The 20,238-nt window shown below is 47.2% G+C and carries 23 protein-coding genes; 16 read left to right on the top strand and 7 right to left on the bottom strand.

All coding sequences use genetic code 11. The features are described from left to right. The first annotated feature begins 118 nt into the window (after nucleotides 1–118). The 6 genes from ACJJI6_RS11475 (at nucleotide 119) to ACJJI6_RS11450 (ending at nucleotide 5,253) form a co-directional block, all read left to right on the top strand. A complete protein-coding gene (locus tag ACJJI6_RS11475) occupies nucleotides 119–604 on the top strand; it encodes an FxsA family protein (RefSeq protein WP_444906126.1) in 486 nt (161 codons plus the stop codon). A 215-nt stretch (nucleotides 605–819) separates the two neighbouring features. Then, the gene (locus tag ACJJI6_RS11470; RefSeq protein ID WP_020412315.1) at nucleotides 820–1,113 is read left to right on the top strand and encodes a co-chaperone GroES; all 294 of its coding nucleotides are present in this window, start codon (nucleotides 820–822) and stop codon (nucleotides 1,111–1,113) included. Between the two features lie 48 nt (nucleotides 1,114–1,161). Then, nucleotides 1,162–2,802, top strand: coding sequence for a chaperonin GroEL (groL, locus tag ACJJI6_RS11465; protein WP_108732154.1), 1,641 nt, complete (start codon nucleotides 1,162–1,164; stop codon nucleotides 2,800–2,802). 662 nt (nucleotides 2,803–3,464) lie between these two features. Further along, nucleotides 3,465–3,701: a UPF0175 family protein gene (locus ACJJI6_RS11460; protein ID WP_475710479.1), complete on the top strand. Its 237-nt coding sequence runs from the start codon at nucleotides 3,465–3,467 to the stop codon at nucleotides 3,699–3,701. Then, nucleotides 3,702–4,226: a PIN domain-containing protein gene (locus ACJJI6_RS11455; RefSeq protein WP_475710477.1), complete on the top strand. Its 525-nt coding sequence runs from the start codon at nucleotides 3,702–3,704 to the stop codon at nucleotides 4,224–4,226. Between the two features lie 610 nt (nucleotides 4,227–4,836). Further along, nucleotides 4,837–5,253, top strand: coding sequence for a PaaI family thioesterase (locus ACJJI6_RS11450; protein ID WP_475710475.1), 417 nt, complete (start codon nucleotides 4,837–4,839; stop codon nucleotides 5,251–5,253). 839 nt (nucleotides 5,254–6,092) lie between these two features. Here the strand turns inward: ACJJI6_RS11450 and ACJJI6_RS11445 are convergent. Further along, nucleotides 6,093–6,506: a hypothetical protein gene (locus ACJJI6_RS11445; protein ID WP_475710473.1), complete on the bottom strand. Its 414-nt coding sequence runs from the start codon at nucleotides 6,504–6,506 to the stop codon at nucleotides 6,093–6,095. 431 nt (nucleotides 6,507–6,937) lie between these two features. On the opposite strand from ACJJI6_RS11445, the gene ACJJI6_RS11440 reads away from it, so the two are divergent. The 8 genes from ACJJI6_RS11440 (at nucleotide 6,938) to ACJJI6_RS11405 (ending at nucleotide 11,887) form a co-directional block, all read left to right on the top strand. Then, a complete protein-coding gene (locus ACJJI6_RS11440; protein ID WP_475710471.1) occupies nucleotides 6,938–7,243 on the top strand; it encodes a recombinase family protein in 306 nt (101 codons plus the stop codon). A 256-nt stretch (nucleotides 7,244–7,499) separates the two neighbouring features. Continuing rightward, nucleotides 7,500–7,919, top strand: a complete 420-nt coding sequence (locus ACJJI6_RS11435) for a hypothetical protein (protein ID WP_475710469.1) — start codon at nucleotides 7,500–7,502, stop codon at nucleotides 7,917–7,919. A 130-nt stretch (nucleotides 7,920–8,049) separates the two neighbouring features. Then, complete coding sequence (locus ACJJI6_RS11430; protein ID WP_475710467.1) at nucleotides 8,050–8,277, top strand: hypothetical protein; 228 nt, start codon at nucleotides 8,050–8,052, stop codon at nucleotides 8,275–8,277. 226 nt (nucleotides 8,278–8,503) lie between these two features. Continuing rightward, nucleotides 8,504–8,866 carry a hypothetical protein gene (locus tag ACJJI6_RS11425; RefSeq protein ID WP_475710465.1) on the top strand — a complete coding sequence of 121 codons (363 nt, stop codon included), beginning with the start codon at nucleotides 8,504–8,506 and terminating at the stop codon, nucleotides 8,864–8,866. A 20-nt stretch (nucleotides 8,867–8,886) separates the two neighbouring features. Continuing rightward, on the top strand, nucleotides 8,887–9,165 hold the full coding sequence (locus tag ACJJI6_RS11420; protein ID WP_475710463.1) for a hypothetical protein: 279 nt from the start codon (nucleotides 8,887–8,889) through the stop codon (nucleotides 9,163–9,165). Between the two features lie 162 nt (nucleotides 9,166–9,327). Next, nucleotides 9,328–9,939: a hypothetical protein gene (locus ACJJI6_RS11415; RefSeq protein WP_475710461.1), complete on the top strand. Its 612-nt coding sequence runs from the start codon at nucleotides 9,328–9,330 to the stop codon at nucleotides 9,937–9,939. 157 nt (nucleotides 9,940–10,096) lie between these two features. Beyond that, nucleotides 10,097–10,870, top strand: coding sequence for an SDR family NAD(P)-dependent oxidoreductase (locus tag ACJJI6_RS11410; RefSeq protein ID WP_475710459.1), 774 nt, complete (start codon nucleotides 10,097–10,099; stop codon nucleotides 10,868–10,870). Nucleotides 10,871–10,888: 18 nt separating this feature from the next. Next, nucleotides 10,889–11,887, top strand: a complete 999-nt coding sequence (locus ACJJI6_RS11405) for an AraC family transcriptional regulator (protein ID WP_475710457.1) — start codon at nucleotides 10,889–10,891, stop codon at nucleotides 11,885–11,887. A gap of 97 nt (nucleotides 11,888–11,984) precedes the next feature. Here the strand turns inward: ACJJI6_RS11405 and ACJJI6_RS11400 are convergent, their stop codons facing one another. The 4 genes from ACJJI6_RS11400 to ACJJI6_RS11385 all read right to left on the bottom strand — a co-directional run bounded on the left by ACJJI6_RS11400 (nucleotide 11,985) and on the right by ACJJI6_RS11385 (nucleotide 14,927). Further along, the gene (locus ACJJI6_RS11400; RefSeq protein WP_413664728.1) at nucleotides 11,985–12,290 is read right to left on the bottom strand and encodes a hypothetical protein; all 306 of its coding nucleotides are present in this window, start codon (nucleotides 12,288–12,290) and stop codon (nucleotides 11,985–11,987) included. A 149-nt stretch (nucleotides 12,291–12,439) separates the two neighbouring features. Beyond that, nucleotides 12,440–13,885 carry a coniferyl aldehyde dehydrogenase gene (locus ACJJI6_RS11395; protein WP_475710455.1) on the bottom strand — a complete coding sequence of 482 codons (1,446 nt, stop codon included), beginning with the start codon at nucleotides 13,883–13,885 and terminating at the stop codon, nucleotides 12,440–12,442. Between the two features lie 237 nt (nucleotides 13,886–14,122). After that, the gene (locus ACJJI6_RS11390; protein WP_282931601.1) at nucleotides 14,123–14,389 is read right to left on the bottom strand and encodes a PepSY domain-containing protein; all 267 of its coding nucleotides are present in this window, start codon (nucleotides 14,387–14,389) and stop codon (nucleotides 14,123–14,125) included. Nucleotides 14,390–14,519: 130 nt separating this feature from the next. Then, a complete protein-coding gene (locus ACJJI6_RS11385; protein WP_444926965.1) occupies nucleotides 14,520–14,927 on the bottom strand; it encodes a hypothetical protein in 408 nt (135 codons plus the stop codon). Between the two features lie 149 nt (nucleotides 14,928–15,076). Here ACJJI6_RS11385 and ACJJI6_RS11380 point away from each other — a divergent pair, with 149 nt between their 5' ends. Next, on the top strand, nucleotides 15,077–16,108 hold the full coding sequence (locus tag ACJJI6_RS11380; RefSeq protein ID WP_282931603.1) for a Fe(3+) ABC transporter substrate-binding protein: 1,032 nt from the start codon (nucleotides 15,077–15,079) through the stop codon (nucleotides 16,106–16,108). Between the two features lie 121 nt (nucleotides 16,109–16,229). Then, nucleotides 16,230–17,915, top strand: a complete 1,686-nt coding sequence (locus ACJJI6_RS11375) for an ABC transporter permease (RefSeq protein ID WP_475708548.1) — start codon at nucleotides 16,230–16,232, stop codon at nucleotides 17,913–17,915. Between the two features lie 6 nt (nucleotides 17,916–17,921). Here the strand turns inward: ACJJI6_RS11375 and ACJJI6_RS11370 are convergent, their stop codons facing one another. Together ACJJI6_RS11370 and ACJJI6_RS11365 are read right to left on the bottom strand one after the other, a co-directional pair. Beyond that, entirely contained in the window at nucleotides 17,922–18,986 is a 1,065-nt protein-coding gene (locus ACJJI6_RS11370; protein ID WP_475710452.1) for an ABC transporter ATP-binding protein, read from the bottom strand. Between the two features lie 494 nt (nucleotides 18,987–19,480). Then, nucleotides 19,481–20,188: a hypothetical protein gene (locus ACJJI6_RS11365; RefSeq protein WP_444894863.1), complete on the bottom strand. Its 708-nt coding sequence runs from the start codon at nucleotides 20,186–20,188 to the stop codon at nucleotides 19,481–19,483. Nucleotides 20,189–20,238: the final 50 nt, after the last annotated feature.

Here is a 20,238-nt window from a genome sequence, read left to right as displayed (position 1 = left end):
TGGGGTGGAATAAGGCGCCCTTGAATAATTTGCCTCCCCACTCCATTTACTACAGCATATTGAAAAAACCGTGATCGTCCCGGCTCTCAGCGAAGCTGGTTAACTAGGAATTTCCGCAATGCGCCCATTATTACTTCTATTTATAGCCCTACCTGTACTCGAAATGTGGGTGTTGATTGCCGTAGGGAGTGAAATTGGCGCCCTGCCAACGATCGGCCTGGTCATTTTGACCGCAGTGGTAGGAGTGACACTGCTTCGCCGCCAGGGGATCTCTACCCTGATGCGGGCCCAGGAGAAGATGCAGGCTGGAAATATTCCCGCCAAAGAGATGGTTGAAGGGATATTCCTCGCGGTAGGTGGTGTGCTGTTGCTCACCCCGGGCTTTATCACTGATTTCTTCGGCTTTATCTGCCTAATACCGGGGCTCAGGAACCTGTTGCTCGGTTTTATCCTTCGCCACGTCAAGGTGGTTCCCCCGCAGAATTTTAACCAGTCGCCAAATCACAAGCGTGGTGACGACATTATCGAGGGGGAGTATTCAAAAGATGAGAAGCGCCCCGGAGAGAATCAACACTCCGTTGAAGATAAGCGCCCCAAGTCCTGATTGGGTTAAAAAATATACAAAATGTCAGTGATGAGAATTTGCTTTGCAGTTTTTTCACCTGATGGTGTTGAAATCCTTATTCCCGCCCATAGATAGGGTTCAACTGAGAATTAAGCCCCGCCTCTGGGGATCAGAGAGGGGTGAGGTTACCGGCCCAAAGGGCCAGTGCCGCCCATGTTGGAAACCATTAAAACGACTCAATGGAGAACTTATCCATGAAAATTCGTCCTTTACACGACCGCGTCGTAGTACGCCGTAAGGAAGAAGAAGCGATGTCAGCTGGCGGTATCGTGCTGCCAGGCGCTGCCAAAGAAAAGCCGAACCAAGGTGAAGTGGTAGCCGTGGGTGAGGGCAAGCAGCTGGACAATGGCGACGTTCGCGCACTGTCTGTGAAGGTAGGTGACACTGTTGTTTTCGGTCGCTATGCCGACAGCAATACCCTCAAGGTGGAAGGCGAAGAGCTGATCATCATGAGCGAAGGTGACATCTACGGCGTGTTGGAAGGCTAAGGCCAGCCTTTAACTTTACTCGCAAAAAGAATTTGAGGAATAAGAATCATGGCAGCTAAAGACGTAATTTTTGGTGACGACGCTCGTCAGAAAATGCTGAAAGGCGTAAACATCCTGGCAGACGCTGTAAAAACTACCCTGGGTCCTAAAGGCCGCAACGTAGTTCTGGACAAGTCCTTCGGCGCTCCTACCGTAACCAAAGACGGTGTTTCCGTAGCGAAAGAAATCGAGCTGAGCGACAAGTTCGAAAACATGGGCGCACAGATGGTTAAAGAAGTTGCTTCCAAAGCTTCTGACACCGCTGGTGACGGCACCACCACCGCTACCGTTCTGGCCCAGGCTATCGTAACTGAAGGCCTGAAATCCGTAGCCGCTGGCTTCAACCCAATGGACCTGAAGCGCGGTATCGACAAAGCGGTAACCGCAGCTGTTGACCACATTGCTGGCCTATCCACTCCTTGTGCTGATACCAAGTCTATCGCTCAGGTAGGTACTATCTCCGCTAACAGCGACGAGAGCGTTGGTACCATCATCGCTGAAGCCATGGAAAAAGTTGGCAAAGAAGGCGTTATCACTGTTGAAGAAGGTTCCGGCCTGGAAAACGAGCTGGACGTAGTAGAAGGCATGCAGTTCGACCGCGGCTACCTGTCTCCTTACTTCATCACCAACCAAGAGAACATGACTGCCGAGCTGGACAATCCGTTCATCCTGCTGGTAGACAAGAAAATCTCCAACATCCGCGACCTGCTGCCCCTGCTGGAGCAAGTAGCTAAAGCTTCCAAGCCGCTGCTGATCATCGCTGAAGACGTAGAAGGCGAAGCACTGGCAACTCTGGTTGTTAACAGCATGCGCGGCATCGTTAAAGTTGCTGCTGTTAAAGCACCTGGTTTCGGCGACCGTCGTAAAGCCATGCTGCAGGACATCGCTATCCTGACTGGCGGCACCGTGATTTCTGAAGAAGTTGGCCTGGAGCTGGAAGGTACCACTCTGGAGCACCTGGGTACTGCTAAGCGCGTAACCCTGTCCAAAGAAAACACTGTAATCGTTGACGGCGCTGGCAATGTTAAAGACATCGAAGCTCGCGTTAGCCAGATCCGTGCACAGATCGAAGAGTCCTCTTCCGACTACGACAAAGAGAAGCTGCAAGAGCGCGTAGCCAAGCTGGCTGGCGGTGTTGCGGTAATCAAAGTAGGCGCGGCTACTGAAGTGGAAATGAAAGAGAAGAAAGCCCGCGTTGAAGACGCGCTGCACGCTACCCGCGCCGCAGTAGAGGAAGGCGTAGTACCTGGCGGTGGTACCGCTCTGGTTCGCGCTACCCAGGTTATCTCTGTAACTGGCGACAACGAAGACCAGAACCACGGCATCGCAGCAGCCCTGCGCGCTATGGAAATGCCTCTGCGTCAAATCGTTTCCAACGCTGGTGACGAAGCTTCCGTAGTTGTTGACAAGATCAAGCAAGGCGAAGGCAACTTCGGTTACAACGCTGCTACTGGTGAGTACGGCGATATGCTGGAAATGGGTATCCTGGACCCAGCTAAAGTAACCCGCTCTGCTCTGCAAGCGGCAGCTTCTATCGCTGGCCTGATGATCACCACCGAAGCCATGGTTGCAGAAATTCCGGAAGACAAGCCCGCTGCTCCTGACATGAGCGGTATGGGTGGCATGGGCGGTATGGGCGGCATGATGTAAGCCGGCCTTAAAGCCTATCTAAAAAGCCCCGCAATTGCGGGGCTTTTTTTTGCCTTGTGGAAAGTGGTTTACTATGGGATACCCGGCTAATCCTGTGGGCCACTTTGAGATCCCCGCAGAAAGATTATGTGGTTCTTAGGTGTACTTATGGGGTATCGACTTTTTTAAGTTTGTTGGATAGCTTTGAGCTTGTATTTCTAAGCAGTAATTCGATGTTTCCTCCAAGATTAAAATGCTATTTCTTGGAAAAGTGGGTGATTAGGATAAAGTTGTATCTCTTTCTCAGTAAAAAGTTAAATGGTTACATCCGATTGAGTAAGTGCGATTCTGCAGTGAAATGGTGATACTTATAGGGCGCATTTTTCTGTGCTGAAGTTAGTTGCGTCTGTACCTCTATATACTTTTTTACAAGTTAAGTTTCTCATGGAGATTTAGAAAGAAGCTATTTTTTGATTTATTGCGCTGAACACTTATAGCTTTAGGAAATATTTAGTTGTTTTTATATTAGCTTTTAAGTTTAGCGAGTTTAACAACTTGTTATATTCTGGTCTTTGGCTGAAGGTCTGTTGAGTGCTGATTCAGATAGGGTTTAATTTATATTTGGGTTTAGTCGCTATTAATTTTAGGTGTTTGGTTTAATAGATTATTTTGGGGAGAGTTACATGAGGTTGGATATAAATGATGATGTTTTCAAATGCTTGGGGCTTAGTGAAAAGGAGTTGTTGGAAATTCTAGCTGTGTCTTTGTACAAGATGGAGAGGATAAATGGTGTTCAGGGAGGGAAAATGCTAGGTTCTTCAGAGATAGAGTTTCATGGGTTGTTAAAAAAATATGGCCAGTTTGTTAATTATGATGAGGAAGACTTAAGAAAGGATCTTGATAATTTAAAGGACTTCTAAATGGCAGATTCAGGGAAGATTGTTGTCAGTGATACTACCGCAATTATATATTTATCTGAAATAGGAGCTATCCATTTACTGAAATCGCTCTTTAATAGAGTGTATGTACCCATGGCTGTTTATAATGAATTGACAGCTCTGGGGGATGGCAGTCCAGGCTGTACTGAAGTTAAGAATTTAAATTGGATTGTGGTTGAAGGAGCTCAAGGAGTTGACACTTTAAGCGCTGGTTTTTCAAGTCCTCTAGATCCAGGTGAAACAGAGGCTATATGCTTGGCTTTGGAGAAAAATGCGAATCTACTTATTATGGATAAAAGGTCGGGTAGGCGGGAGGCAGAGAGGCTGAATATCAAAATTGCAGGTATGGTAGGTATTATTCTTATGGCAAAAAGCCGTGGGCTTATTACTGAGGTCGCCCCTATTTTAAATAAATTAAAGAAAACAAATTTCAGAATGGGCGCGCGCTTGTATACGGATGCCTTAGCGTCCGCTGGTGAATTGAAGGCTCGGGTTAAGGAGTCTTAGCTGGGGTTGTTTGAGTAAGATTAATTTCTTGATTTTTAATTAATTGTAGGTGGTTAATAGCTAGATAAAAATCTGGTAGGGATTGCTTGTGTATTGTCTCGCCAGCCTGCTGTAAGACCTCCCCTCCAGTCAGTTTTAGGTGTTATGGTTGGTGTTAACCAGCTGCTAAGTGGTGTTTTTAGCTTAACTTATCAGTTTCGTATAGCTTATTTGTTTTACTCTTCTGCTCAATAAGAGGTAATGATAAATTTTGGCGTGTTCTTCTTGTTTCTAAACTTTTTTTGATACCTTCTGCTTTTAACTTATTTGCATATTCTAAAGTTCGCAGTGCGATCTTATCTTACTTGGTTAAGTGGAAGGTTGTAATGCTTTAGTTGGGGCAATAATTTGGGCTGGTAGATAAGTTTTACAACGCTTATGGATTTGCGTTTCTATTCTTAGAGTTTTTATATCGGAATCAAACTTTCTTGTCAGTTGGGGATTTGAGATGGAGGGCTTAAGTTATTCCAGTGTAACTGATTAATTTTATAAATATTATTGCCTTTTTCACATGTCTTTATGGGGGTGTGAAGTGTGCTTTAGATGAATTAGATAAGCTCTGCGAGGAAATATGGACATCTACGAAATGGTAGAGTCAGGAGATCTGACAGTACCTGAGTGTGCGAAAACTCTGGGATTTGAGTTAATAAGATATTCACGTGAAAAAATGGAGATGAAAGCCCGATTTTTTGCCAGGGAGTCATTCTTAAACCCTGCGGGAACAATACAGGGTGGGTTTCTATGTGCAATGCTCGACGACGTAATGGGTCCTGCACTTGTATTTTCGCTGAATGTTGGTCAGTTTGCTCCGACACTAGAGCTAAAGACTCAATTTGTTCGCCCAGCTAAAGTGGGGCCAGTTGAGGGTGTTGGCAGAGTTGTATCTAGAGGTGGAACTGTCTGCTTTCTGGAAGGAGAGCTTCTTCAAGAGGGGAAGCTTATTGCTAGGGCAACCGCTACCGCTTTAATAAAGGGACACAATTTATAAATCCTTGATGAAGGATGTGATGTTTTCTGAGGTAAAAATGAGTTTTGAGTAATTATATTGATCATACGCCCGCGAGTGTCCCGCTCTGTGATCTCGGTGTCATCCATCAGGTCGAATTCGTCTCGACGCTCGGTGATGTTGGTTTTAAAGGTAGTGCCGCGAAGGCGTGCCAGTCTTGTACAGCTGTGTAGGATTTGCCTCCAGTATCTCTATGTGTTGTCCGGAAAAAGTCATAAGGCCACAATCTGCACACGAAGGGAAACTTCACGGCCTCGGTTCATACTTGGCCAATGCAACACATTAGAACGTCTTTGTCGCGTATGGTCGCGCGGCTGTCAGCGCTCGGCGTTACCTCTATCCAGTTACCGCATACCCACTTGCGTGTGTCCCGGCGCTTGGGTAGGGAGAATATAGGTTAATATAGGTTGCTCCATTGTCAGCACGTTACCCTAGGGCACCACGTCGAGAATGTCGGCAATAAATAGCTCTAGCTGGTTTTTAGCATTGTTAGCCATTTTCAACCATCTTTCTTATTATTATGTGACTTATCTTCATACCTAATAATTTTTTTGTCTTCCTGCCTCTTCATAGCATCGAGTAATTAGTCGTTAGAGTTGACTGAGATATCGAGCCTTTCCCGAATGAACTCGTTCAGCTCAGGCGGAGTCACACTTTCGACAAAAAAGCTTCATTAGCTCGTAAAAGGTTTTATATCAAGAGGTAATAGAGGCAGGCTAAGCGACTCTACAGAGCAATGTGAAAGGGCGGGAAGTGTGAAGCTTGGGTCAATGAGGGCGCCCGGCCATCATTCAGAGGACACGGGCTAGTATTTTGCGCGGTTATTTTTGCAGAGTAGCCAGCGCAGTCTTGTAAATTTTCATGTTACCGTCAGTTTCAAACACTGGTTTACCAATGCGGACCAGATTGTCATTAGAGTCGTAGACACACATTAGAGCCACATCGCCATCGCTCAGAGATATAGACTTGAGGTCTACTGAATAATACTCCCCGGATACCCACTGGCCATTAATTGCTGCCCCGGTCATTTTTCGAACCACATAATTGAAGTGGTTCTTCGTAAGGGCAACTTCCTCTTTGGAAAGCTCCATTAGGGATTTACAGTTATCGACAATATTTTGCTTCTGCTTAGCAGGCACACAGATATCGTTATCAATGCAGAGCTGGGTCGAGTTATCTCCAGCAACCGAAAAGGCAGAAAACAAAAGCGTAGAAAGTGCAATTAGTTTTTTCATATATTCTCTTTGTGGATCCCATTAGTTTGTTTTTAGGCATGGCATCTCTTTTCGATTTCCTGCCAAGCGTCCTTCCGTGGATTTTACCACCGTCAAATAAAGTTGACGCTACCCTATTCCTTTTAAGCACCCCCAAAAGAGACACCCAAACCTAAACCACAAAAACAGCTTGCGACCACTCAAAAGAGACAGCATGTAATCGGGCAACTCAAACGGGACTATTAGGGATAATTATATTTATTCGCGCATACCTGCGAGCCCCCATCGAAGAGCAAAACGCCAACCGCGCCCGCGATAGCCTCGACGCCTTTGTCGAACCCTACGGCCAGCGCATAGCCTCTTACTATATCGAGAATCAAAGCGGCGCCACTCTGCAAAGGACCGAACTAAACCGCCTGTTTTCCGATAGCTAACCCAATGACGCGCTGCTGGTGGAGCAAATCGACCGGATAACCGGTTTAAGCAATAATGACTGGACTAAATTGAAAAGCCAGATAGAAGCAAAAAAGTTGCGAATAGTCAGTTTTGATGTGCCCACCTCCTACCTGGCGCGGGATCGCGGCCGGGTGTCTAATGGTGACCAGGTAGTCGAAGGCATGTTGGAAGCTATAAACAATATGCTGATTGATTTAAAGGCCGCCATGGCGCGCAAAGATTATGAATCGAGACAGCACCGACAGCGCCAGGGTATTGGCAGCAAAGAAAGACGGGAAGTATCAAGGCAGGCCAGCAGATAGAGAGCGACACGAACTGGTGCGCTATTTCCGCGAGGAGAAAGGACTCAGTATTGTGGAGACGGTCAGGGCCACCGATTACAGTAAGTCGCAGGTGTGCTGAATACAGGCCAAATATAGAAAGCAAGAGTTGGCAGAGGAGTAAAGAGTCACTAAAAGGCAGATATTTTGTGAGTCGCCACTCAAATTTAACCTTAAGGGCTTTGCAATTCAGAAAACTGGGAGATTATATGATGGAACAACAAAGGAGATTTATGAGATGTCCAACAATAACTCTAATGATTTCCTCGTATGGCTTTTTATTATTCCGCTCGTATTGATATTTGCCGGGGTCTGGAAAATTAGTAAAGAAACAGGATTGCCCATGGATACCGTTGCTCAAGTGGGTATTCAAGCCGTAATAGGCAACGCTGTTTTATTCCTTTTTTACAAATACTTTTGCCGATCTTTTTCTCGATGGTGCAGCCTGATACTGGCTGTAAATTTTTGGGCTCTAATACCAGCGCTTAACGAATATGGAATGGGGCAGACTAGCATTCCCGATTTCGAGTACTTTGGGGAGGCAACGTATGCTTGGTATGCCTCCGGGCTCTGGCAGACCGTTATCGTAATCGGTCTCGCTGTTCTATCCCCCGCTATTAAGTGGATAGTTGAAAGTGGCGACAGGGGCCACTGGTGAACCGCCGAAGTTGATAGCTCATTACACCCAATATATTCTTCGCCCAAATCGATAAGGATTTTCGATAGCATTTCAAGGAAGAAGGCTATGACCGGGCACCCGCAGCTTAATCAAATCAAAAACCGATGCAGTGAGCTATGGTGGTACCTTCTTTAACGTCGAAGTGAGCTACCACATTGTCTTTGGCGTGGATGGATATGTCGTCGGTCTCAATTTCTCTGATAGAAACAACAGCACCGACGCAGGTAAAGCGGCAAAAGTGAACCCGTTCGGCCTGGGGCGGCTTATAGCCCAGTCGACCATCAAAATGATCCTGCCGATCTCGACAAGATATCTATCTTTGGATTCTATTTGCTAACGGATGACCTAGACACAAGGCGGCGACGCGGCGCAGAGTTTAAAAAGCGCGTATACACTGCTAAGGCCATTGATATACACAAGCACGTGAAGCACCGCCTCAAACATATATCGCGAATCGAAGTGGATGGCGGCATGGGGTGGGCAATGAGTACAAAAGATTTTCCCTGCTACTCACAGTTTAAAGTCTTTGAAAGAGAGCTAGCCAAACAGCTGGAGGTAATACCATGCTGATTCGAATTGAAACCGGGGAGCTTATAGAAATTCCCGAAGAGCTGGGCGCACTGGTACTTATTGATCCATTTTCTAGCAGCAGCGCCCAACCGGAATTCAGCGCAGAAGAAGTAAATGCCTTGGTTCACTCCATACTCGGCACCTACTTTGACTCCGAGTTAAGCCGCGAGGAGTATATTAACAAGGTAAAAGAAATCTACGTTCAGTTTGAACCACCCAGCGCCGAGGCTTTAAGCATCGCCCGAAAATCTATTGAGGCTTACGTTAAGGAAATCGAACCGGCACAGGTAGGCATGATTGATGGCGAGCTGGTCGACCTGATGTTCATAGATAACACCAAGCAGCGCCTGGGATAAGCCAGCAAAGAGGAAGCTCCGTGTCAGTTCTGGAAACTAATTTGATAGCAGAAGCCCGGCAAGGGCTTAAATATATTCAAGAAGTCCTGGCCGGTGAACATGATGAACTTGCGGAAAGGTACGCCGAGGCTGAACAAGTACCCCTCCAGCAAGCGCGCCGCTTTTTAGTGACCGCTCGCCTGAATGCCTTTTTACCTCTCGACAACCTAGCGGGGGATCCCGGTTCCGGGTTGAGTGTCAGTGCCCGCCAGCAAATGCAAGAGTATTCGCGCAAAGCTTACGCTTTAGCAGCGCCCTAAGGCCAATCCTTTTCAGGTGGTCGTGCCGCATCCCCTAGATTTCTTATATCTACACGCGTTGGTGGCTGCTAATGGGGGGAGGTCTTTAGCTTGCAATTTTTTTGGATTCTTTACTGAACTACAAACCTAGCTTTCTAGTTTTTTAAAAAGCAGGACTTACGGATGTTGGCAATGGATGGGCTTCGAAAAAAGATTTTGTGGGGCTGCATGGGTTTTCTTGTGATTACAGGTATTGCTCTAGGTGGTTCTCCATTTTTCTTATCCTTGTTTCCAAACTCAGTAGCAGATAGGGAATATTTTTTATATATAGATCTTGATGATATTAGAGAAGATACCATGATCTCCCTAGATTGGTCGTGGTATCGTTTAATTATTGTTAAGCCAAGAGATGAAGTTCTAGAGCAACTTGATGTTTTAGTTGAACCTAAAAAACATGGAAAGCAGCCACCTAAAGCTCAGGACCGACTAGATCATGAAATAAAAGTGTTTATGCTTCAAGTGAACTCTGAGGATGGTGTACCTAGGCTAGCCGAGCGTGATTACTATCGCTCGATAATCCCATGTTCTGAATTTACGTATTTGTCAGAGGGTGTTTCTATTGAGGGGCAGGACTTAGCTGGGGCGCTACAGTGTGTTGAGAGTGAGTGGGAGAGTTGGGAGAAGTATATGATCTTTGACCTCAATGGTAGGAGTCAATCCTGGTACATTGCTGACCTAGATGTTCCCAGCTACTCCGTCGAGGACAATACTTTAATTATTGGTAAGAGGAAGTAGGGGTAAAACCCTTTTCTTTTAAATGATTTGACTCTAAGACCGACACTCTACTAATCAATGATGTCACGATTGGATAGTTACTTGGCATCATCGGATTCTTAGTTGGCGCCTTCTGATCATATACTGATTTCAAGATTAACGCTTGGGAGACAGATAGATGGAAACGGCACTTATTACTGGGGCCTCTGGTGGCATCGGCCTTGAACTAGCCAGGATACATGCATCTAAGGGTGGCAACTTGGTTCTGGTTGCTCGGTCTGAAGGGAAGCTTTCAGCACTCAAACAGCAGCTGGAGAAGGAGTTTGGTATCCAGGCAATGGTTATTGCCGAAGACCTTTCTGACCCCATGTCCGCGCAGAGAATTTTTGAGCGAACCCAAAGTGAGGGTGTGGAGATTGGCGCCTTAATCAACAATGCAGGTTTTGGTGGTCATGGTCTTTTCCATCAAAGGGATTTGGAAGCTGAGCAGGGTATGATGCAGGTGAATATGGTTTCCCTTACCAATCTCACCCACCTGTATTTAAAGGGGATGGTTGGCCGCAATAGTGGACATATTCTTAATGTTTCATCTACAGCCTCTTTTATTCCCGGCCCTTTACAGGCGGTTTACTACGCAACTAAAGCCTATGTAACTTCATTTAGCCAGGCACTGGCGGAAGAGTTGAAAGGCACAGGTGTAACAGTAACGGCTTTGTGCCCTGGTGCTGTTGCAACAGGGTTTGTGGCGGCTGGTGATCTTCAGGGTGTCGATATTTGGAAAAATGCCCGCTCGGCTGAGTCTGTTGCCAGATGTGGCTATCAGGCAATGGAGCGGGGAGATCTGGTTGCTTTTAATGAGACACGGCTCAAGTTGTTTCTGAATTGGATAATGCCTTTACTGCCCCGTAAAATGGTACTGAAGTTTTCCCGTCAGACGATGGAAAAGTCTTAATTGCAGGCAGGTCCGGTAATGATCAAACGTGCAGCGAAATTCCTGGTACCTCCCAGCTGGAAGTTGATATTACACGATATGAATATCGATACAGCGCTGGCTCTTGCCTATGCCGGGTTACCTGCGGACCTGTTACAGCGGGAGGCTGTGACACTCACTCCGGTGGAATATTTCCGTTTTTGGTGTGGTATTGATCGGGCCTCTAAGGATCGGCCACTACCACTTTTACTGGCGGAGCACCTTTCGGCTGAGTCATTTGACCCTCCCATATTTGCGAGCCTGTGCAGTACAAATCTGAATCAAGCCTTACGGCGGATACAGCAATACAAACCATTGATCGGCCCCATGGAATTGCACTTGGATATTACTGATGAGTACACCAAGCTCAATTTAGAGTGCTATGGAAGTGATGGAAATATTCCTGAAGCTTTGGGCCTGAGCGAATTGATTTTCTATATCCGCCTGGCTCGGTTGGGAACCCGGGAGGAAATTCAACCATTGGAATTGGCACTACCGCAGCTGCCTGAAGATCAAACGCCTTATCGGGAGTTTTTTGGTTGTTCAATTAAGCAGTCAGACCGGGTGAGAATTTGTTTTTCAGCGCAAGATGCACAAAAACCATTTCTGACTGCCAATGCCCCTATGTGGGATTTCTTTGAAGGTAAATTGAGTCAACAGCTCAAGGATCTGGATAGCGAAGCCACAATGGGAGAGCGGGTAGGTTCAATATTGATGGAGTTACTACCGGCCGGTGAGAGTTCTGTCGAAGCAGTGTCTGAACGCTTGGCTATCAGTAAAAGGACTTTGCAGCGGAAACTGGGGGAGGAAAATCAATCCTTCCAGACAGTATTGCAGGGAGTTAGATCAAGTTTGGCTGATCACTACCTCGCCAAATCCAGCCTTCACCTGGGTGAGATTTCTTTTATGTTGGGATTCAAAGAACCAAATTCATTTATTCGGGCCTATCGGGGCTGGAAAGGAATGACACCATTGCAATACCGGGACTCTATTCACTGAATAGATCCCTTAGTTAAAAAACCAATGTTTGCATATCACTGTAAATTTTTGTGACCAGTTTGGACCTAGAGGTTTAGTTTTAACATTTAAACAGCGATTAATTGGCTGGCCGGTCAGCAATAATTATTCCATTGTCCGGATTCACTTCCAGAGCCCTCAATTCTCCTCCGTAGACCGCCTGGATTTTCCATCTTCCGCCCACAAATTCGATATGCGTGATGGGATTAAACCCAAGACCATGCAGTTTCGCTTTAATAGTGGATAAGTCCAAGGCAATGACCGAGGGTTCTGCTCCGTAAAGGTCGGGGCTGTCGTAGATGGGGGCGGGTTTATTGGGATCGAGGCCGGGGGGGATTGGGTTAGTGAGATTGCCAACTAAAGCTATGGCGGTAAGAAAAATCATCTACGGCTCCATACTGCTAACAAGCCATAGTATTAGTTTGGACTAGGGGTTATCGCAGTGCCAGCGGGCTGTAGTGATTTAGGTATTTCCTGAGCGCGATTATAGCAGTGGATGGCCCAGCTACAGGGTGTAGCCGGGCCATAAAAATATTAGCGGGTAAGTTTTAGCATAAAGTCGATAACTCGAGTTGAGAGTTTACCATAGGGAGGCCGCAGTAATTTTAATAGATCGATTGGGCCCTGATAGAAGATGGGGCGAAGTTTAGAGAAGGTCAAAAATCCCTCGTAGCCATGGTAGTGACCCATACCGCTTTCACCAACGCCGCCAAATGGAATATCGTGCTGGCCAACGTGCAGTACACAATTATTTACCGATACGCCCCCAGACATTACTTTGTTGATATATAAATCTTGTAAGGTTTTGTCGTGAGTGTAAGGGTAAATCGCCAGGGGTCTGGGGCGAGCATTAATATAATCAATAACTTCCTCTGGCTTGGAGTAAGTGATAATCGGCAATAGCGGGCCAAAAATCTCACGCTGCATTGCCAGCATCTCGCCGTCTACGTTGGTCAGGATATGCGGAGGGAATTTTCGCAGTTTATTGTCCCTATCCAATTTACCAGCACTTAAATCTATGGCATTAGCACCCTTAGCCTTGGCGTCATCCAGGGTTGCCCAGATTCGCTGGTAAGATGTATCGTCGATAATAGAAGTGTAATCCTGGCCATCTAAGTTGGGGTAGCGCTTCTGAACATAATGTTTTGCGTGCTCGATAAACTCTTCGAGATGCTCCTCCGGCAAGAAAAGATAATCCACGTTGACACAGATCTGCCCGGCGTTTACCAGCTTCCAGTAAATTAGTTGCTCGGCGGCTTTCTTAACCGGGTAATCCGGGCCAACAATTGCCGGTGATTTACCTCCAAGCTCCAGTGTGACTGGAGTCAGGTTTTCTGCGGCGGAGCGCATTACTGCACGACCGGTATTACTGGAGCCAGTAAAGATTAAGTGATCGAATTTAAGGCTGGAAAATACTGGGCCTATTTCATCGGCATCGGGAATAAAAACCAGCTTTTCTTCCGGGAAGTATTGTTCACAGACTTTACTGAGTAATTCTGCAAGGTGCTTAGAATTGGTGGACATCTTGACCATCGCCTGATTGCCTGCGGCGAAAATATTGGTCAGTGGTGAAAAGCTTAAGTTTATTGGGAAGTTCCACGGCACTATGACGCCAATTACCCCCAGAGGTTGTGGGACCACACGATTTTTAGAGAGAGGATAGGATTTAAAATCCGTATGGCGCCCTCTGGGTTTCATCCACTTCTTTAAACGCTTGATAGTCTCTTTAATGCCGGAGAGCGCTGGGTAGATATCGTAGAGCAGTATCTCTTCCCGGGCTCGATTGCCGTAGTCGTTACTGATCGCCTGGATAATGGGTTCCTGCTGTTCACGCAGGAGTTGGGCAAGGGTTTTAAGATCCTGCACACGTTGCTGATAGCTGGGAGCCGGGTCGGCCAGGTAGGCGCTGCGCTGTTTGTCCAGATAGTTTTGCAGTACCGCTTTGTCTGCATCCTGCCGGGTCAGGGTTTGTGTTGTCATTTTATTATCCTGTGGCGTTGATCTCAGAAAGACTAAACGAAATTGAATCGGAGTGATTGACCAATCCGGTAAATTCCTTTGATGATCGGATAACAAATTTTATCTGGGGTATGGCCAAGTTTGTTTTGCCATCGCAATTTATGGCGCGGATTACATCGCAATGTTCAAGCAGAATAGGTTAGGGCCGGCTTTGGCAGCCGGCCCTGGCAGGATAGCTCGGAATGAGGACGCTAATCCTTAATCGTTGTCCGGTTTTTCCGACAAAACTTCCGCAGAGTTGGGGTCTACGTGCAAGTCGTACTTCTGGTCACCCTTATAGGCTTCAATCTTCCACTTACCCTTGTCCAGATCGACCTCAACAATTGGGGTGTAGCCCTGCTGTTCCAATTTGGTCAATACGGTGGAAAGGGCCATAGCTCCGGGTGGGGGCTTTTCTTTGGCGAGTGCATAGGGTAGTGCTGTTGCGGCGATAAAGGCCAGCAACAACTTGCTGATAGGCTGCATGGTGCTATTACCTCGCTGTCTATTTGCTAAATCGCAGTATCCTATGAATCAAATCTTCCCTTAACCGAGCGATCGGTATTTCCAAACTGTAAAATAAAAACTGATGCGTCTGCGTTTGGTCTCCAGACACTTATAACGGGTTTTGTGGACTGCCCTCGGCAAGATGCTTCTGGATAGCCTCGCACCACTCCATTCCTCCGGGTTTGAGACCGTTGGTATTGGCTCCGCTGAGCCGGGTGATGGCTGTGAACCACTCCTCACTACCGGTAGTTGGCATGCCGGATGGGTATAGTTTCGCCATATCGCCATTTTGCTGGGCAAGCACTTGCTGTTGAACCCAGGCAAACCATTCCGGGGTGCATATAGCTGCAGCTTTCTTTTCCGCTTCCGCTCCATTGCCCGGTGGGGCAATGGGCTCCTTCATGGCGCTGGTAGCCGACTCATCTGCAGGAGGGGTTGCAGGTGACTTGGAGTCCTTCGGGCCCCCACAGCTGCAGAGGACAAAGATCAGTGCTATTAAAGGGCCAAAGCGGTACATAGGACCTCTATGGGTGGCGGTATCAAGCCTAAGCATAGGAGGAAATTGACGACTTTGCCTTATCGCCTTAGGTCATATGTATTTTTATTGACATTGCCATTAAATCAAATGAGAATGTTTCTCGTTTAATCCAAGGGTGATCTACGATAATGTCTACCAGAGCTCTATTTCAAAAAGTGCTGGCTGTAGCCGGCTTGTTGGGTGCTGTGGGTGCCAGTGCGGCCGAGCAGGTGAATATCTACTCTTACCGACAGCCTTTCCTTATAGAGCCGATCTTAAAGGAGTTCACCGAAAAAACCGGTATTGAGGCCAAAGTGGTCTACGCCAGCAAAGGCTTGAACGAGCGTTTGCAAAGGGAAGGGCGCAACAGCCCCGCTGACCTGGTCCTGACTTCCAATACCAGCAGCCTGATGGATCTGCTTAATAAGCAGCTGACCCAACCGGTAAGCAGTGAAATTCTGGAAGACAATATCCCATCACAATTTCGCGATAAGGCCGGCAACTGGTTCGGCCTGACCACCCGGGCGCGTTTGATCTACGCCTCCAAAGACCGCGTTAAGCCCGGTGAAATTACTCGCTACGAAGAGTTGGTAGACCCTAAGTGGAAGGGCCGAATCTGTACTCGTAGCGGCAAGCACCCCTATACCCTGTCCCTGATCGCCTCCATGATCGCCCATCACGGTGAAGCAGAAACCAAAGAGTGGCTGCAAGGTGTGAAAGCGAATCTGGCGCGTAAGCCCCAGGGTAATGACCGCGCTCAGGTTAAAGCTATTAGCGAAGGTGTCTGCGACCTTTCCCTGGGTAACAGCTACTACTTCGGTAAAATGATTACCAATAAGGAGCAGCCGGAGCAGGTGGATTGGGCCAAGTCTGTAAACCTGGTCTTCCCTAACCAGAAAGATCGCGGTACCCATATGTTTATTTCCGGTGCGGCGCTGACCAAGCACGCCCCTAACCGTGAAAATGCCGTTAAGCTGCTGGAATTCCTCAGCGGCGCCGATGCTCAATACTCTTACGCTGAGAAAAACTTTGAGTTCCCGGTACGCCCTGGCACTGCCCGCTCTGAATTGATTAAGGAGTATATGGGTGAGTTTAAAGAAGACGATCTGAGTCTCACGGAGATCGGTTCCTACGTTCCAGCGGCTTCCCGTATGGTTGATGAAGTACGCTTTGACTTTTAGAATGGTTAACTGAATGGGAATTGCTGCCGAGTAAATTGGCAGCACTATCTCAGCCTTATTCGAACGGCCCTGTCGAGAGACCAGGGCCGTTCTTTTATAATGAGCTTTTGATTCCTTAATCATGCTAAACCGAGCAAACTTATCAGCTTCCCGCTGGCTGCTATTGGTAGCTACTATCTCCCTTCTGGTAGCTCTGCCAGTGCTATCCATTTTTTGGTTGGCATTTTTCCCTGAAGAAAATATCTGGCCGCACTTGGTGGACACGGTGTTGTTTCACTATGTGTCCTCCACTTTGATTCTGGCTGGCGGTGTCGGTTTGGTAACGCTGATAACAGGCGTGGGCAGTGCTTGGCTGGTGAGCATGTGCCAGTTCCCCGGGCGTCGTTTGTTTGAGTGGGGGCTGTTATTGCCGTTTGCTGTTCCCGCCTATGTGATTGCCTACGTTTACACGGACTTGCTGGAATATGCGGGCCCTGTGCAAAAGTCCCTGCGCACCTGGTTTGGTTGGCAGACATCCAGGGATTATTGGTTCCCAGAGATCCGTAGCATGGGTGGGGCGATAGCCATGCTGTCACTGGTGCTCTTCCCCTATGTCTATATGCTCGCGCGAGCAGCCTTTATCGAGCAGTGCGGCAGTATACGTGCCGCGAGCCGGTCATTGGGCTGTACGCCTTGGCAGAGCTTCTTGCGCGTATCCCTGCCAATGGCACGCCCAGCAATTGCGGTGGGTTTATCACTGGTATTGATGGAAACCCTGAATGATTTCGGCACAGTGGACTTCTTTGCCGTACGCACCTTGAGTGTCGGAATTTACGATACCTGGTTGAGCCACGGCAATTTAGGAGGCGCGGCGCAAATTGCCTGTAGCACTCTGATTTTTGTTGTTCTGTTAATTACGCTGGAGCGAATGGGGCGGGCGAGACAGAAGCACTTTGTACAATCGCCAAATTCCCAGCGTGAACGCTATGTATTGCGCGGCTGGCGATCCGGTGTAGCCCTATTGTTCTGCGGGTTACTGTTGGTGGCCGGTTTTATTATTCCCCTGCTGGTTCTGGGAGGTTACGCACTCAGCAACTTCTCCAGTTATTGGAGCGAAGATTTTATACAGATCGCCAGCAATAGCTTGTTACTGTCAATCGCAGCGGCACTGGTCTCTGTACTGCTGGGCCTGCTGTTGGCTTACGGTAAGCGACTGCAACCCAAAAGATCCGTACGGGTCTTGGTCGGCTTTTCCAAGCTGGGTTATGCAATGCCCGGGGCAGTACTGGCGATTGGTGTCCTGATTCCCCTGGCCGCTTTTGATAATGCGGTGGATGGTTTTTTACGTGAACACTTTGATATCTCCATAGGGCTGCTGTTAAGCGGCAGTATTTTCGCCATTATTTTTGCCTACACGGTGCGCTTCCTGGCAGTGTCCACAGGGGCCATAGAATCCAGCCTGGAGAAAGTAACCCCTTCAATGGATCGCGCTGCCCGCTCCCTGGGACGCAATAGCTGGCAAACCCTGTGGGCTGTACATCTACCTTTGGTGCGTACAGGTCTACTAACGGGTGGCTTGGTGGTCTTTGTGGATTGTATGAAAGAACTGCCGGCGACTTTGTTACTGCGCCCCTTTGGCTTTGACACCCTGGCGACTTATGTTTACCAGTTCGCTTCCGACGAGATGCTGGAACGCTCGGCCCTGGGGGCTTTATTGATTGTCCTGGTGGGATTGATACCGGTGATTTTACTAAGCCGTTCCATTGGTTGGCGCAGAGGTGAGGAGCGCACAGCCGTGGCGGACTCAGAAGCGCCCGCCCTGTCCTGATAGCTTTTATCGGGCTTGGTCAAACACCAGAGCAGAGGAAAGGTGCAGGGGAAGCTTATCACCGGGAGCCGCTTGAATATCTGCATTCAAAGCGGCCTCGACAGTTTCCCCTGCGGCTAGCTGAAAGCGATAGTTCACCTGGTTGCCGAGAAAATTCTTTTCCACAACCTGAGCCATCACAGCACTGGGATGTTCGCCTGCGGCAATATCCTCACTGCGCACAAACAGTTCGAGCTGATCTCCACTTTCGTATGCAGCTGTTGGCACCTTCACTTCCCCCAGAGGGGTACTGATCAGGCCATTGCCCACAACAGTACCGGAAATGATATTCCCTTCACTAACAATCCTTGCAACTGCCAAGTTTCTAGGTGTTTGATAAGTGTCTTGAGGGCTGTCCCACTGCTGTAATTGGCCTTGGCTGAGTACTCCCAGCTTATCTCCGGCAATAAAAGCCTCATGGCGGTCGTGGGTAACAATAATTGCAGGGATCTTCTCTTCGCGCAGTATATGGCGGACTTCGGCGGCGAGACTGCGGCGCAACTCGGTATCCAGGTTGGAGAAGGGTTCATCCAGGAGTAACAGCTTGGGGCGCGGTGCCAGTGCCCGAGCCAGAGCGACACGCTGCTGCTGACCACCAGACAGCTGGTGTGGGTACTGTTGCCCGAAGCCTTCCAGACGCACTAACTTTAGCAAAGACTGGGTGCGGGATAGCCGCTCGCTTTTCGGTATTGACTGGATACCGAAGGCAATATTCTGTTCAACGGTAAGGTGTGGGAAGAGGGCGTAGTCCTGAAATACCACCCCAATATTCCGTTGCTCTGCGGGAATCTGTAATTCAGGAGATGAGATTACTTCTCCAGATAGCTGAATATTCCCCTCAGCGATTGGCTGGAAGCCGGCAATGGCATGTAGCAGAGTTGTCTTACCGCAGCCGCTAGGGCCCAACAAACAGGCAATTTCTCCCGCTTGTAAAGCAAAGGAAACCGATTCGATAACTACCTGCTCACCGTAGCGGCATTGCAGGTTTTCTATAGAGAGTATGGGATGCACGGGTTTTCCAATAGTTTGCATTCTCGACACTTCAAGCAATTTTCAGAGGCAAAGCTGAAGATGGGATCCATAAACAGATAACACAAAGCGTAGAGTCGCCAGAAACTAAATTTAATAGTGTGGTGGAGCAAGATATAATCAAATAAAGTTTTCGTAAATATATCTAGGGTTAACCAGAACTAACAGCCATTATACATATATTGAATATAACTTTGATAGCTCTTTATCTAAGGCAATACACCATAAATGTGGTCTGATTTAGCGAAGCTATTACAGGCGGAAATCGAGTAATCTGATAAGCTGTTAGCGCCTGCCATTTGAGCAGTTAGGAAATAAATGTTCGTACCCGCACTTATTTTGATAGGTAATTACCTTGGCTTAAGATGAGGGGGAAGTTTTGAACACACTGATTTTTACATTGTTTTCTTATCGATTTCAGCGAGGATAAAGAGAGACAGTTCCAATTAATAATACTCTAAGTGCCGACCATTCGGCACTTAGAGATTTGAATGACCCTATTGATTTAGGTTTATTCCGGCATAGTACATAGAGTCTAAAAATGGGGTTATATCTACGCCATTAAGACTGACACTCATAGCTTCCAGTCCGACGTGAGCCAATTCAGTATTTGTACGATTGATCACGCTAACTACTACTTCTTTAAGAGCTTCTTTCATTAGTTTATCGACATTCGTAGAGTGTAAAACTCCCATTCCTTCATTTTCTCTGCTGACTTCATTGAATAACTCGTTTGCCAATATAACTCGGCCTTCTTTGTCAGACAGAGTCAAAACTATTGAAACATGTCTTCTGCTTGTTACTGTCACTAGTCCAGTTTCATTTTCAAACTCAAAATTTAATATTTTACCTTTTAAAGAATAGGAGGGAGAGGTTGACTCCTCACCTTTAAAGGCGTCAACACCCACCATTTTAAAATCTTTAATAAAAACATCTTGCAGTATCTGAGCAACTGGCTGGTACGAAACGCCTTCATACTTTAGGCCAAATTTCCAAGCGCCTTGCTTGCCTATAAAGCTCTTTGATTTTTCATCATTTTCATCAATCCAAGAGCGTGAATCCTCAAATTGATAAACAGCTAATCTTGTGCCAGAGATACCGTTGTGTTCTAGGTTAACACCTGGCTCGTATGTGGCTACCAGAGCTCTAGTACATCCGCCCAGCATAATAATTGCTAAAAAAATTGATGTGATTTTTAGTTTCATTTTAAACCCTAATAATATATTTTGTTTAATGTTATAACATTTATCTTGTG

The organism is Microbulbifer maximicatervae (SeqCode) (assembly GCF_056232625.1).
This window is presented reverse-complemented; position numbering and strand designations above follow the sequence as displayed.